The following is a 14,716-nucleotide window of genomic DNA, read 5'->3' as shown; positions in this document are numbered from 1 at the left end:
AGGAATAATTGATTAGATAAAAAATCGGACAGGTGATGCCTGTCCGTATTTCCGTATTAAATTGCATTATGCAGAGCTACTTGGAAGGTCTTTCTAAAGACTCAAGACTAAAGGGAGGTAGGCTCCTTGATAGACGTTAATAATTTTGAGTATATGAAAATTGGTTTAGCTTCACCAGATAAAATCCGTTCATGGTCTTATGGAGAAGTAAAAAAACCTGAAACAATTAACTATCGTACACTAAAACCTGAAAAAGATGGGTTATTCTGTGAGCGTATTTTCGGTCCTACAAAAGACTGGGAATGTCATTGTGGTAAATACAAACGTGTTCGCTATAAAGGCGTAGTTTGTGATCGATGTGGAGTAGAGGTTACGCGTTCGAAAGTACGTCGTGAGCGTATGGGTCACATTGAATTGGCAGCTCCTGTATCACATATTTGGTATTTCAAAGGTATTCCAAGCCGTATGGGGCTGATTTTGGATATGTCTCCAAGATCACTAGAGGAAGTAATTTATTTTGCTTCTTACGTTGTAATTGAACCAGCGGATACACCTCTTGAAAAGAAACAATTACTTTCTGAAAAAGAATACCGTGCATACCGAGATAAGTTTGGTAGTAAGTTCCAAGCTGCTATGGGTGCAGAGGCTATTAAGCGTCTATTACAAGAAATAGATCTAGAAAGTGAAACTGAGAACTTAAAAGAAGAGTTAAAAACAGCACAAGGTCAACGTCGTACACGCGCGATTAAACGTTTAGAAGTAGTAGAATCTTTCCGTAACTCTGGCAACAAGCCTGATTGGATGATCTTAGATGTACTTCCGGTTATTCCACCAGAATTACGTCCAATGGTTCAATTAGACGGCGGACGCTTTGCTACATCTGATTTAAATGATTTATACCGTCGTGTAATCAACCGTAATAACCGTTTAAAACGTCTATTGGACTTAGGTGCTCCTAGCATCATTGTTCAAAACGAAAAACGTATGCTTCAAGAAGCAGTTGATGCATTGATTGATAATGGTCGTCGTGGCCGTCCAGTAACAGGACCAGGTAACCGTCCATTAAAGTCACTCTCACATATGCTTAAAGGGAAACAAGGTCGTTTCCGTCAAAACTTACTTGGTAAACGTGTAGACTATTCTGGTCGTTCCGTTATCGTAGTAGGACCAAACCTAAAAATGTACCAATGTGGTCTTCCAAAAGAAATGGCAATTGAATTATTCAAACCATTTGTTATGAAAGAACTAGTTGAACGTGGTTTGGCGCATAACATTAAGAGTGCAAAACGCAAAATTGAACGTATGCATCCAGAAGTTTGGGATGTATTAGAAGATGTAATCAAGGAGCATCCGGTTTTACTAAACCGCGCACCTACTCTTCACCGTTTAGGTATCCAAGCGTTTGAACCAACATTAGTAGAAGGTCGTGCAATTCGTCTTCACCCTCTTGTATGTACAGCATATAACGCTGACTTTGATGGTGACCAAATGGCTGTTCACGTACCTTTATCAGCAGAAGCCCAAGCGGAAGCACGTCTACTAATGCTTGCTGCACAAAACATTTTGAACCCGAAAGATGGAAAACCAGTTGTTACGCCATCTCAAGATATGGTACTAGGTAACTATTACTTAACACTTGAGCGTAAAGGCGCAACGGGAGAAGGTTCTACATTCTACGGTCCAGAAGAAGTGCTAATTGCATATAATACAGGTCATGTACATTTGCATACTCGTATTGCCATAGCTGCATCTTCATTGAAAAATCCAACATTTACGGAAGAACAAAACAAGATGTTGTTGTTGACTACTGTAGGTAAAGTAATCTTCAACGAAATACTTCCTGAAACGTTCCCGTATATTAACGAACCAACGGATTACAATTTACAAATAGAAACACCTGAAAAATATTTCATCTCTACTACGACAGACGTGAAAAAACATATTGAATCTACGGATCTTGTTCAACCATTCAAGAAGAAAATCCTTGGAAATATCATCGCAGAAGTATTTAAACGTTTCCATATTACAGAAACATCTAAAATGCTTGACCGTATGAAATCACTTGGATTTAAATATTCAACTAAAGCTGGTATTACAATCGGTATCTCTGATATCGTCGTACTTCCAGATAAAGGTGAAATTCTTGAAGAAGCACAAGGTAAAGTAGATAAAGTAATGAAACAATTCCGTCGCGGTCTAATAACAGAGGAAGAACGTTATGCAAGCGTTATTGGACACTGGAGTAGAGCGAAAGAAGTTATTCAAGAAAAACTGATGAAATCACTTGATAACATGAACCCAATCTTCATGATGAGTGACTCTGGTGCCCGTGGTAACGCGTCCAACTTCACTCAGCTTGCTGGTATGCGTGGGCTGATGGCCAATCCGGCTGGACGAATTATCGAACTCCCGATTAAATCATCGTTCCGTGAAGGGTTAACAGTACTTGAATACTTCATCTCAACACATGGTGCTCGTAAAGGTCTTGCCGATACAGCTCTTAAAACAGCCGATTCAGGTTACCTGACTCGTCGACTTGTTGACGTAGCTCAAGATGTAATCGTACGTGAAGATGACTGTGGAACAGACCGTGGCTTACTAATAGGCTCTCTTATGGAAGGTACGGAAGTAATTGAAGAGTTTGGCGAACGTATTGTTGGACGTCACACGAAGAAAACAATCTTCCATCCGGAAACAGGAAAAGTAATATTAGAAAGAGATGGCTTGATTACTCAAGATATTGCACGTCTTATCGAAGAAGCTGGAATTACTCAATTGACTATCCGCTCAGCATTTACTTGTAATACAAAACATGGTGTATGTAAAAAATGTTACGGCTTGAACTTAGCAACTGGAGATACGGTAGAAGTAGGGGAAGCGGTAGGTATTATCGCAGCTCAGTCTATCGGAGAACCTGGTACACAGTTAACAATGCGTACATTCCATACAGGTGGGGTTGCCGGTGATGATATTACACAAGGTCTTCCACGTATTCAAGAGATTTTTGAAGCTCGTAATCCAAAAGGGCAAGCGGTTATTTCTGAGATTTCTGGTACCGTTACTGAAATCGACGAAATTAGAGAAGGACAAAAAGAAATTACAATTCAAGGTAATGTAGAAACACGTAAATATCTAGCTCCATACAATGCACGTCTAAAAGTAATAGCAAATGACGTTATTCAACGTGGTCAGGTATTAACGGAAGGTTCTGTAGACCCTAAAGAATTGTTAAAAGTAAAAGATGTTTCTACTGTTCAAGAGTACTTATTAAAAGAAGTACAAAAAGTTTATCGTATGCAAGGGGTAGAAATTGGGGATAAACATATCGAAGTAATGGTTCGCCAAATGCTTCGCAAAGTGCGCGTAATTGAAGCAGGAGAAACTGACTTGCTACCTGGTTCACTTTTAGATATCCACCAATTTGCTGAAGCGAATAAAGAAGCAGTTTTACAAGGTAAAATCCCTGCAACTTGTCGCCCAGTTATCCTTGGTATCACAAAAGCTTCTCTTGAAACAGAATCATTCTTATCAGCGGCATCCTTCCAAGAAACGACTCGTGTCTTAACTGATGCAGCGATTAAAGGAAAACGTGATGAGCTACTTGGATTGAAAGAAAACGTAATTATTGGGAAACTAGTTCCTGCTGGTACTGGTATGCAACGTTACCGTCAAATTCAAATAACTACAAACGAAGCCGATGCTGAAAAAGAAACAGTAAACGCAGAATAACTTATATTAGGGAGAACTATTTATATTTCTCCCTAATATTTTATTGTTAAGCCTTGACACCTTTTTCAAGGAATGATAATATATTTAAGGTTGATAGTTATCGGACTTGTAGCTTTGGAGGATATGTAAATGTCTTATGAAAAAGTAAAACAAGCAGACAAAACGATCATTGGTACAAAGCAAGCAGTAAAAGCAATGAAAAAAGGGCTTGTCAAAGAATTATATATTGCACTGGATGTAGAATTGAGAATCATTGAATTAGCACGTCAGATAGCACAAGAAAATGATGTTCCAATAACCTATGTCGAGTCTAAATTAGAGCTTGGTAGAGCCTGTGGTTTGCGTTTAAGCGCTGCCGTTGTGGCGATTACTGTGTAACAGTTTTTGTGTAATACACAAAGACTTTGTTTTTACCCAAAAAATGAACCACCTGGATGTGTGGTATTAAAAGAACAAATGAAGGGAGGAATAATCGATGCCTACAATTAACCAATTGGTCCGTAAGCCTCGTAAATCCAACATCACTAAATCTAAGTCTCCAGCATTAGGAAAAGGCTATAACAGCTTTAAAAAATCAGCTACAAATCTTAACTCGCCTCAAAAGCGTGGGGTTTGTACTCGTGTTGGTACTATGACGCCGAAAAAACCAAACTCAGCACTTCGTAAATATGCGCGTGTACGTTTAACAAATACGTTAGAGGTTACTGCTTATATTCCAGGAGAAGGTCACAACCTACAAGAACATAGTGTTGTACTTATCCGCGGAGGACGTGTAAAAGATTTACCAGGGGTACGTTACCATATCGTACGTGGTGCTCTTGATACAGCTGGAGTTAATGGTCGTATGCAAAGCCGTTCATTATACGGTGCAAAACGCCCTAAAGTTAAAAAATAATTTATTTAATAATTTGACATTCGTCGAAAGGAGGAAAACACATGCCTCGTAAAGGTCCTGTTTCCAAACGTGACGTGTTACCAGATCCAATTTATAATTCGAAACTAGTAACTCGTTTAATCAATAAAATGATGATTGATGGTAAAAGAGGTACTTCTCAAAAAATTCTATACGGAGCGTTTGATCTTGTAAAAGAACGTTCTGGTAAAGATGCATTAGAAGTATTTGAAGCTGCATTAAGCAACATTATGCCAGTTCTTGAAGTTCGTGCTCGTCGTGTTGGTGGTGCTAACTACCAAGTACCGGTTGAAGTACGTCCTGACCGTCGTTATACTTTAGGTCTTCGCTACCTAGTAAACTATTCACGTCTTCGTGGAGAAAAAACTATGGAAGAGCGTTTAGCTAATGAAATTCTTGATGCATCTAACAACACAGGTGCTTCTGTTAAGAAACGTGAAGATATGCATAAAATGGCGGAAGCTAACAAAGCATTTGCTCACTATCGTTGGTAAGATTTTAATACAATCATACTCTAATCCGAAATTGGAAGGAGAAATACAATATGGCTAGAGAGTTCTCCTTAGAAAAAACACGTAATATCGGTATCATGGCTCACATCGATGCTGGTAAAACGACTACTACGGAGCGTATTCTATACTACACTGGTAAAATCCACAAAATTGGGGAAACTCATGAGGGTGCTTCACAAATGGACTGGATGGAGCAAGAGCAAGAACGTGGTATCACTATCACTTCTGCTGCGACAACAGCTGCTTGGGATAATCACCGTGTAAACATTATCGATACACCTGGACACGTAGACTTCACAGTTGAAGTTGAACGTTCACTTCGTGTACTTGATGGTGCGGTTACAGTACTAGATGCTCAATCTGGTGTTGAACCACAAACTGAAACAGTATGGCGTCAAGCTACAACTTATGGCGTACCACGTATTGTTTTTGTAAACAAAATGGATAAAACAGGTGCGGACTTCTTATATTCTGTAGGAACTCTTCGTGACCGTCTACAAGCTAACGCTCATCCAATTCAGTTACCAATTGGTGCTGAAGATGAATTCAGCGGTATCATTGACCTAGTGACAATGAAAGCTACTGTATACGGAAACGACTTAGGTACTGATATCCAAGAAGTTGAAATTCCAGAAGAATATAAAGCACAAGCTGAAGAATACCGTGAAAAATTAGTTGAAGCGGTAGCTGAGCTTGATGAAGATTTAATGGAAAAATATCTTGGTGGAGAAGAAATTACAACTGAAGAATTAGTTGCTGGTATCCGTAAAGGTACCCTTAACGTAGAATTCTATCCAGTAGTATGTGGTACTGCTTTCAAAAACAAAGGTGTTCAAAAAGTTCTTGATGCAGTAGTTGCTTACCTTCCATCACCACTTGATATTCCAGCTATGAAAGGTATCGATCCTGATAGCGAAGAAGAAGTAGAACGTCACTCTGACGATTCTGAACCATTCTCTGCATTAGCGTTTAAAGTTATGACTGACCCTTACGTTGGAAAATTAACTTTCTTCCGCGTGTATTCTGGTACTCTTCAATCTGGTTCATACGTTCAAAACTCTACTAAAGGTAAGCGTGAGCGTGTAGGTCGTATCCTACAAATGCATGCTAACTCTCGTGAAGAGATCTCACAAGTTTACGCTGGAGATATCGCTGCAGCAGTAGGCTTAAAAGATACAACAACTGGTGATACATTATGTGATGAAAAATCTCTAGTAATTCTAGAATCTATGGAATTCCCAGAGCCAGTTATCTCACTATCTGTTGAACCAAAAACTAAAGCTGACCAAGATAAAATGGGTCAAGCCCTACAAAAATTAGCTGAAGAAGATCCAACATTCCGCGTACATACTGACCAAGAAACTGGTCAAGTAATCATCGCTGGTATGGGTGAACTTCACCTTGATATTCTAGTAGACCGTATGCGTCGTGAATTCAAAGTAGAAGCTAACGTAGGTGCTCCACAAGTATCTTACCGTGAAACTTTCCGTTCATCGGCACAAGTTGAAGGTAAATTCGTTCGCCAATCTGGTGGACGTGGTCAATTCGGACACGTTTGGATCGAGTTCTCTCCAAACGAAGAAGGAAAAGGCTTTGAGTTTGAAAATGCTATCGTTGGTGGGGTTGTACCACGTGAATATATCCCAGCTGTTGAAGCAGGTCTTCGTGACTCACTTGACAACGGTGTAATCGCTGGATTCCCATTAATCGATATTAAAGCTAAATTATTCGACGGATCATATCATGATGTTGACTCGAATGAGATGGCATTTAAAATCGCAGCATCTATGGCATTGAAAAATGCTGTTTCTAAAGTAAACCCAGCACTTCTTGAACCAATCATGAAGGTAGAAGTTGTTATTCCTGAAGAATATTTAGGAGACATCATGGGTGATATCACATCTCGTCGTGGACGCGTTGAAGGTATGGACGCTCGTGGTAACGCACAGGTAGTACGTGCAATGGTTCCACTTGCTGAAATGTTTGGATATGCAACATCATTACGTTCAAATACACAAGGTCGTGGAGTATTCTCGATGGTATTTGATCACTATGAAGATGTTCCAAAATCAATTGCTGAAGAAATTATCAAAAAACACAAAGGTGAATAATTGAATTTTCATCTTGATTCAAGTATAACTTTCTTGTAGTGTATGAAATATAGGGACTACTTGTCCCTATCTTTTATCATAAAAAAAACAAACAATTACTGAGGAGGATTTCTCTAATGGCTAAAGAAAAATTTGACCGTTCCAAAACACATGCTAACGTTGGTACAATCGGACACGTTGACCATGGTAAAACAACTTTAACTGCTGCAATCGCTACAGTTCTTTCTAAAAAAATGGGTGGAGTAGCTAAATCATACGCTGACATCGATAACGCTCCTGAAGAAAAAGAGCGCGGAATCACAATCAACACTTCTCACGTTGAATATGAAACAGAAACTCGTCACTACGCTCACGTAGACTGCCCAGGACATGCTGACTATGTTAAAAACATGATCACAGGTGCAGCTCAAATGGACGGCGGGATCCTAGTAGTATCTGCTGCTGATGGCCCAATGCCACAAACTCGTGAACACATTCTTTTATCTAAACAAGTAGGTGTTCCATACCTAGTTGTATTCATGAACAAATGTGATATGGTAGACGACGAAGAATTACTTGAATTAGTTGAAATGGAAGTTCGTGACCTTCTTTCTGAATACGATTTCCCAGGCGACGACATTCCAGTAATCAAAGGTTCTGCTCTTAAAGCTCTTGAAGGAGAGCCAGAATGGGAAGAAAAAATCGTTGAATTAATGGACGCTGTAGATAGCTATATCCCAACACCAGAACGTCAAACTGACAAACCATTCATGATGCCAGTTGAGGATGTATTCTCAATCACTGGTCGTGGTACAGTTGCTACAGGACGTGTTGAGCGTGGACAAGTTAAAATCGGTGACGTTGTAGACATCATCGGTATTACTGAAGAAGCAAAATCAACTACTGTAACTGGAGTTGAAATGTTCCGTAAACTTCTTGACTATGCAGAAGCTGGAGACAACATCGGTGCTCTTCTTCGTGGGGTTTCTCGTGAAGAGATCCAACGTGGTCAAGTTTTAGCTAAACCAGGTTCAATCACTCCACACACAGACTTCAAAGCTGAAGTTTATGTTCTTTCTAAAGAAGAGGGTGGACGTCATACTCCATTCTTCTCAAACTACCGTCCTCAGTTCTACTTCCGTACAACTGATGTAACTGGTGTTTGTAACTTACCAGAAGGCGTAGAAATGGTTATGCCTGGAGATAACATCGAAATGACTGTATCTCTAATCTCTCCAATCGCTATCGAAGAAGGTACTAAATTCTCTATCCGTGAGGGTGGACGTACTGTAGGCGCTGGTGTAGTTGCTACTATCACTAAGTAATCTATAATTAAATTATAAAATCCATCTCGTGACGACGAGGTGGATTTTTTTGTGCTTAAAAATGGTAAACTAATTTTAAAGGGGTGGTTCCATTGAGCGTAAAAGTATTTTTAATTGAAGATGACATGTCAATATTCGAGATGATACAGGATCGTTTTAAACAATGGGCATTAGAAGTTACAGGCCCATCAACATTTCAGCATGTAATGGATGATTTCATACAAGAAGTTCCACAGTTAGTTATAGTAGATATTCAGCTTCCGGCTTATGATGGATTTCATTGGTGTAGGCAAATAAGGGCAGTTTCTAAAGTACCGATTATATTTCTATCTTCTCGGGATCATCCAATGGATATGATTATGGCAATGCAAATTGGTGCAGATGATTTCATACAAAAACCCTTTCATATGGATGTTTTACTTGCGAAGGTTCAGGCAATACTTCGAAGAACCTATGATTATGGGGAAGAGCAAAATGAAATGACAAGGTGGAACGGAGCGACAGTAGATTTTTCGAAAGGTGTTCTCTTAAGGAACGACCTCTCGGTAGAATTAACTAAAAACGAATTATTTATTTTGCGGGTTTTATTGCAATCTGTAGACAAGATTGTATCGCGCGATGAATTAATGAGAAAATTATGGGATGACGAGAGATTTGTTAATGATAATACTTTATCCGTTAACGTGAATCGTCTGCGTTTAAAATTAGAAGAGATTGGTTTGACTGATGTCATCCAAACCAAAAAAGGATTAGGTTATATGGCCATTTCAAAGGAGGGATAAACATGTTGCTGACATTTATCAAAGAAAGAATATCGTGGATTATATTCTTTCTTACCCTCCAGGTTTGGTTGAACATTATATTAACCCTTGATGTTGCCTTTAAGGATGTCTCCTTATTTTATATAAATATGATAAATGCAATTGCTTTTTTATTGTTTCTAGTATGGCGATTTAGAAAAGAAACACAGTATATAAAAAGTCTACAAGTGAACCTTGGAGTGGAATCAAGGTTTGATCGACTCCAAGAAGTGTTTCCAGAAGGTGGTTCTAGCTTTGAAAAGAAAGTAACTGAGGTATTAGAGGAGTGCTTTAGGATAGGAATAGACGAACTAAATGATTTAAAGGTTAAACACTTAGAGGAAGATGACCAAATTGTTTCATGGATTCATGAAGTGAAAACTCCATTAACAAGTATGAAGCTAATGATTGACTCCTTAGAGGATTCTAAAATGCAAAGAAAGCTAGAATTAGAATGGCTTAGAATTCATCTATTGCTAGATCAGCAGCTGCATCACACGAGACTATCCTCATTGGAAAAGGATTATATTATTGAGCAGGTAAACTTAAAAAAGGTAGTATATCAGGAGATAAAAGAACTGCAGGGATGGTGTATTCAAAAGAATATTGGTTTTGACATAGATGATCTTCAAAAAACTGTCCTAACTGATCAAAAGTGGTTGGCATTTATATTAAGACAAATAATATCAAATGGTGTTAAGTACAGTGAAGAGAACAGCATTATTCGATTGTTTTTACATAAAGATTCAGTCGGTCATCAACTTCTAACAATTCAAGACTTTGGTTGTGGTATTAGACAAGCAGATTTACCACGAATATTTAACAGGGCCTTCACAGGTACAACGGGACGTGAAACGAATGCCTCAACAGGAATGGGGCTATACCTAGCCAAAAATGCTGCAGACAAACTAGGTATAAAAATTAGTGTTCAATCTAAGGTTAATGAAGGAACCTCCTTTATACTTCAATTTCCCTTGAAAAATGAAATGTCCAACATCTTAGGTAGGTGACAAAATTGTCATCTACTTTATTTATTCGTCATGTTAATCGAACGATTAAAGGAAGAAAACATTTTAAAATAAGGTTAATAAGGTATAGGAGGAAAATCCATGATCATATTAAGCGGTCGTAAAATAAAAAAAGTATATGGAAAAAAATCTACAGCGCAGGAAGTTTTAAAGGGAATTGATTTAGAGGTTCAAGAAGGTGAGTTTGTAGGAATAATGGGACCATCCGGTTCCGGAAAAACTACGCTTCTTAATGTACTAGCTTCTATAGATCAAGCGACAGAAGGGGTTATTGAAATAGCAGGAAATAACTTGCGTAGAATGAAGGAAAAACAGTTATCTAATTTTAGAAGAGAACAATTAGGTTTCATTTTTCAAGATTATAATTTATTGGATACGCTAACTGTAAAAGAAAATATTCTGCTCCCTTTATCGATTAGTAAGGTAACGAAAAAAGAGGCTGAAGATCGTTTTCAAGAAATTATAAGGACTCTAGGAATAGAAGATATTATTCATAAGTATCCAAATGAGATATCAGGGGGGCAAAAACAAAGAACTTCTGCAGGAAGAGCTTTAATTGGGAATCCAACCATTGTATTTGCGGATGAACCTACAGGGGCACTAGATTCTAAAGCAGCAAGCGCATTACTTACTAATATGGAAAAAATTAATAAGGATAAGAAAGTTACTATCATGATGGTGACACATGATCCGGTGGCAGCAAGTTTTTGCTCGCGTGTATTGTTTTTAAAGGATGGTCAGCTATATACAGAGCTATATAAAGGGGAAAATAATCGCGGACAGTTCTTTCAGGAGATTATGAATACGCAAGGTGTGCTTGGTGGTGATGGTTATGACGCTTAGTCAGCTAGTTTTCCGTAGTATGAAAAAGAATATTAAGCATTACTACTTATACTTCTTTGCTTTAATCTTTAGTGTCACACTTTATTTTTCTTTCGTCACGCTTCAATATAATCCAAGCATAGTGGAAATATCGGTAGGCGTTAAAGTTACTGCAGGCTTAAAGGCCGCTTCTTACTTGTTGTTATTTGTAGTTGTTTTCTTTGTTTTGTATGCTAATCGCTTATTTATGAAGAGAAGAAGTAAGGAAATAGGTTTATATCAGCTTATTGGTATGTCGAAAAGTTTAGTAACAAGATTGTTAGCATTGGAAAACACTATACTTTGGATTGGTGCTCTTAGTTTAGGGGTAATCATTGGATTCCTAACGTCTCGGATATTTGCAATGATTTTATTGAAGGTGCTGGAAAAGGATGTTTTAGTAGACCTTACCTTTTCAGTAGAGGCTTTACAAATGACAGTTTTAGTATTTTTAGTGTTGCTCATAGTAGTCCTGATACAAACGACGTTTACTATTAGAAGAGTTTCTTTAATTACGCTTTTCCATTCTACCGCTATTGCAGAGGAGAAAATAAAGAAATTTAGTGGTTTCCAAATGTTCCTTGGACTTTTAGGATTATTAATGATTGGATATGGTTACTATTTATCTACCTCCTTGTTTGAGGTATATTCGGAGAACGCAAATATGCTACTCATTAAAATGCTATCGATCTTAGGTTCGACCATTTTTGGTACATTCTTAGTCTTCCGTTTTTCAGTTGCATTTCTTATGAACTTAGCAAGAAAGCGAAAAAAAGGTCATTTATCAATTGAAGATGTTCTTTCATTAACACCAATCATGCACAGAATGAAAGCAAATGCGATGTCCTTAACGACAATTACTGTTATATCGGCAACTGCTTTAGCAATACTTTGTTTATCTTATATCTCTTACTATTCAGCAGGATCTATGGCAGAACGGAATGTTCCTTTTGATTTTATATTGTTAAATGAACATGGTGAAGCATTTTTAGAGGAACTAGATAACAAGGGAATTAGTTATAATCAAACCGAAATCGATTTACTGAATGCAGAAGTGGAGACTGCTGAGCTCTACGAAGCAGGAATTCCAGCTGGTATGGAGATGAATACCAAAGGATTCTATCAACTGCTGAAACTTAGTGATGCACAAAAAATATGGCCACAGCTTTCTTTAGAGGAGGGTGAGGGCTATGTGAGTGGCTATAGTAGTATGATGTCTGAATTTGTAAAGATAGAGAGTGATAAACCGGTAAGCATAACGACTTCTGAAGCTGATATCTCTTTACATATAAAAGAAGTCAAGGAAGAGTCTCCTCTTGTTTATACACTTACGGGTGCAGGAGTATCTTTTATAGTAACGGATCAGCAGTTTGAACAGCTCGCTAAGGATAGTATAATTGGTCAAAATACTATTTGGGAAAAACAAGTAGGTATTAATATAAAAGATTCCTCCAATCAAAAAGAAGCACAGTCTATTTACGAGTCTACTACGAATGACGGTTATAATGAAGCAACAAATAGTGATGGTTACAGTGAACACTTTCAGGTTGACTCGCAGGAAATGTATCGCTCTTCTACGCTAGATATGTTTGGTCTAGTAATATTTATTACAGGTTTTCTTGGATTAGCCTTCCTAGTGACTACAGGTAGTATTTTATACTTCAAACAAATGTCGGAGGCCGATGAAGAAAGAGAATCTTATACTATTCTTCGTAAAATCGGATTTACAACAAATGAACTAATGAGAGGAATCTATCGAAAGCAATTATTCAACTTTGGATTTCCTTTAATCATTGGTTTAGCGCATAGCTATTTTGCTGTTAAATCGGGCTGGATGTTATTTGGTACAGAACTAGTAGCTCCTTTACTCATAACGATGGGAGTCTATATTATTCTTTACTCTGTATTTGCTATCCTTACGGTCGGATACTATAAAAAAGTAGTCAATGAATCACTATAGTCTGTATACAGAAAACTCTTTGTTTTATAACAAAGAGTTTTTCTTATTGACTTTTAAATGGATTAACTATAAACTTCTATCATATTAGCAATCTAGTGTGTGAAAGTGAGTGTTTTAAATGAATGCAGTATTGATAGCAGTTGCTGTTATGTTAATTCTGAGTTTACTTCGTATAAATGTAGTGTTCTCATTAATCATAGGTGCATTGGTAGGTGGGCTTACAGCCGGCTTATCGGTCACAGAAACGATAGAAGCGTTTACTGGAGGATTAGGTGCAGGAGCAACAATAGCGCTTAGCTATGGGCTCTTAGGAGGCTTTGCGGTTGCCATATCGAAGACAGGCATACCAGAGTTATTAGTGGCGGCGATTCTCAAGGTTGTCAGAAGGGAAGGGGATTCCCAAAAGACGGGTTTAGCTAAGGTATTAGTATTCTTGTTGCTATTGATGATGGCTATTTTCTCTCAGAACTTAATACCGATTCATATCGCATTTATTCCATTATTAGTTCCACCTATTTTAAAAGTATTAAATATGCTCCAAATAGACCGTAGATTGATTGCATGTATTTTGGCATTTGGGTTAATTACCCCTTATATGTTCTTACCATATGGTTTCGGGGCGATTTATCAACAAATTGTGGCAACACAGATGGAGCTATCTGGTCTTACAGTTGCTTTAGAGGATATTCCTCGCGCGATGGCAATACCAGCCTTAGGAATGATTGTAGGGCTTGTTATGGCGTTTGTTTTATATAGAAAGCCAAGACAATACCGTCTAGAAGAAGTTAAAGTAGAAGGATTGCAACTAAACGTTAAAAAAAGCAGCGTGTTCTTCACAATTATTTCGTTGATTGCGGCATTGTATGCACAAATCGCAACCGACTCAATGATAGCAGGGGCTCTAGCTGGAATCACAATACTTTATGTAACAGGTGCTTTAAAATGGAAGGAAGCTGACCAGCTATTAACAGAAGGTATGCGTATGATGGCATTCGTAGGGTTTGTTATGATCACAGCAAACGGATTTGCAGCTGTCATCAGTTCAACTGGTCATGTAGAAAGTTTAGTAGAGGCATCTGCAGAATTATTAAAGGGTAATGTCAGCTTGGCTGTGTTGATTATGTTAGTAATTGGTTTAATCGTAACTTTGGGAATTGGCTCTTCCTTTGCCACCATTCCAATAATAGCGGCGATCTTTGTTCCTTTAGCATTAGAGTTAGGATTAAGCCCCTTAGCTACTATAGCTTTAATAGGGACTGCAGGTGCATTGGGGGATGCGGGTTCGCCGGCATCTGATTCCACACTTGGACCAACAGCTGGTTTAAGCGTTGACGGACAACATAATCATATTTGGGATACAGTAGTACCGACATTCATTTGCTACAATATACCGTTAATCATTTTTGGCTGGCTTGCAGTAGTATATGTACTATAGAGAAAGAGCTCCTCTGGGGCTCTTTTTATATAGGGAAAGATAATAATAGATGACATTTCTCAA

General features: G+C 38.1%; 11 protein-coding genes. All 11 read left to right on the top strand.

Features of this window, described 5'->3' with window-relative positions; genetic code table 11:
- Window positions 1-126: 126 nt before the first annotated feature.
- The 11 genes from rpoC to MHB55_RS20565 all read left to right on the top strand — a co-directional run bounded on the left by rpoC (window position 127) and on the right by MHB55_RS20565 (window position 14,653).
- On the top strand, window positions 127-3,729 hold the full coding sequence (gene rpoC / locus MHB55_RS20615) for a DNA-directed RNA polymerase subunit beta' (protein ID WP_154312066.1): 3,603 nt from the start codon (window positions 127-129) through the stop codon (window positions 3,727-3,729).
- Window positions 3,730-3,858: 129 nt separating this feature from the next.
- Window positions 3,859-4,107 carry a ribosomal L7Ae/L30e/S12e/Gadd45 family protein gene (locus MHB55_RS20610; RefSeq protein WP_151112048.1) on the top strand — a complete coding sequence of 83 codons (249 nt, stop codon included), beginning with the start codon at window positions 3,859-3,861 and terminating at the stop codon, window positions 4,105-4,107.
- A 97-nt stretch (window positions 4,108-4,204) separates the two neighbouring features.
- A complete protein-coding gene (rpsL, locus tag MHB55_RS20605) occupies window positions 4,205-4,624 on the top strand; it encodes a 30S ribosomal protein S12 (RefSeq protein WP_144540957.1) in 420 nt (139 codons plus the stop codon).
- Between the two features lie 41 nt (window positions 4,625-4,665).
- Entirely contained in the window at window positions 4,666-5,136 is a 471-nt protein-coding gene (rpsG, locus tag MHB55_RS20600) for a 30S ribosomal protein S7 (protein WP_144540960.1), read from the top strand.
- Between the two features lie 50 nt (window positions 5,137-5,186).
- On the top strand, window positions 5,187-7,265 hold the full coding sequence (gene fusA, locus MHB55_RS20595) for an elongation factor G (protein WP_154312067.1): 2,079 nt from the start codon (window positions 5,187-5,189) through the stop codon (window positions 7,263-7,265).
- A gap of 116 nt (window positions 7,266-7,381) precedes the next feature.
- Window positions 7,382-8,569 carry an elongation factor Tu gene (gene tuf / locus MHB55_RS20590; RefSeq protein WP_144540964.1) on the top strand — a complete coding sequence of 396 codons (1,188 nt, stop codon included), beginning with the start codon at window positions 7,382-7,384 and terminating at the stop codon, window positions 8,567-8,569.
- 92 nt (window positions 8,570-8,661) lie between these two features.
- Window positions 8,662-9,351 (top strand): response regulator transcription factor, encoded by a 690-nt coding sequence (locus tag MHB55_RS20585; RefSeq protein WP_340863905.1) that lies wholly within the window; start codon window positions 8,662-8,664, stop codon window positions 9,349-9,351.
- A gap of 2 nt (window positions 9,352-9,353) precedes the next feature.
- Window positions 9,354-10,379, top strand: a complete 1,026-nt coding sequence (locus MHB55_RS20580) for a sensor histidine kinase (protein WP_154312069.1) — start codon at window positions 9,354-9,356, stop codon at window positions 10,377-10,379.
- 99 nt (window positions 10,380-10,478) lie between these two features.
- Window positions 10,479-11,240, top strand: coding sequence for an ABC transporter ATP-binding protein (locus MHB55_RS20575; protein WP_144540970.1), 762 nt, complete (start codon window positions 10,479-10,481; stop codon window positions 11,238-11,240).
- Window positions 11,230-13,218, top strand: coding sequence for an FtsX-like permease family protein (locus tag MHB55_RS20570; RefSeq protein WP_340863904.1), 1,989 nt, complete (start codon window positions 11,230-11,232; stop codon window positions 13,216-13,218). Before MHB55_RS20575 ends, MHB55_RS20570 begins: the two co-directional genes overlap by 11 nt.
- Window positions 13,219-13,336: 118 nt before the next feature.
- The gene (locus MHB55_RS20565) at window positions 13,337-14,653 is read left to right on the top strand and encodes a Na+/H+ antiporter family protein (RefSeq protein WP_340863903.1); all 1,317 of its coding nucleotides are present in this window, start codon (window positions 13,337-13,339) and stop codon (window positions 14,651-14,653) included.
- Window positions 14,654-14,716: the final 63 nt, after the last annotated feature.

Origin of the sequence: Psychrobacillus sp. FSL K6-1267 (genome assembly GCF_038003265.1) — a bacterium.
In the GTDB taxonomy this organism is placed as follows: Bacteria; Bacillota; Bacilli; order Bacillales_A; family Planococcaceae; genus Psychrobacillus; species Psychrobacillus faecigallinarum.
The sequence above is the reverse complement of the archived record's forward strand: the minus strand, read 5'-3'. Positions and strand labels throughout refer to the sequence as shown.

Excerpts from the sequence above, each read along its gene's own strand:
- tuf (WP_144540964.1), top strand. The coding sequence starts at position 7,382 with ATGGCTAAAGAAAAATTTGACCGTTCCAAAACACATGCTAACGTTGGT.
- MHB55_RS20580 (WP_154312069.1), top strand. The coding sequence starts at position 9,354 with ATGTTGCTGACATTTATCAAAGAAAGAATATCGTGGATTATATTCTTT.
- MHB55_RS20575 (WP_144540970.1), top strand. The coding sequence starts at position 10,479 with ATGATCATATTAAGCGGTCGTAAAATAAAAAAAGTATATGGAAAAAAA.
- MHB55_RS20570 (WP_340863904.1), top strand. The coding sequence starts at position 11,230 with ATGACGCTTAGTCAGCTAGTTTTCCGTAGTATGAAAAAGAATATTAAG.
- rpsL (WP_144540957.1), top strand. The coding sequence starts at position 4,205 with ATGCCTACAATTAACCAATTGGTCCGTAAGCCTCGTAAATCCAACATC.
- fusA (WP_154312067.1), top strand. The coding sequence starts at position 5,187 with ATGGCTAGAGAGTTCTCCTTAGAAAAAACACGTAATATCGGTATCATG.
- rpsG (WP_144540960.1), top strand. The coding sequence starts at position 4,666 with ATGCCTCGTAAAGGTCCTGTTTCCAAACGTGACGTGTTACCAGATCCA.
- MHB55_RS20565 (WP_340863903.1), top strand. The coding sequence starts at position 13,337 with ATGAATGCAGTATTGATAGCAGTTGCTGTTATGTTAATTCTGAGTTTA.
- MHB55_RS20610 (WP_151112048.1), top strand. The coding sequence starts at position 3,859 with ATGTCTTATGAAAAAGTAAAACAAGCAGACAAAACGATCATTGGTACA.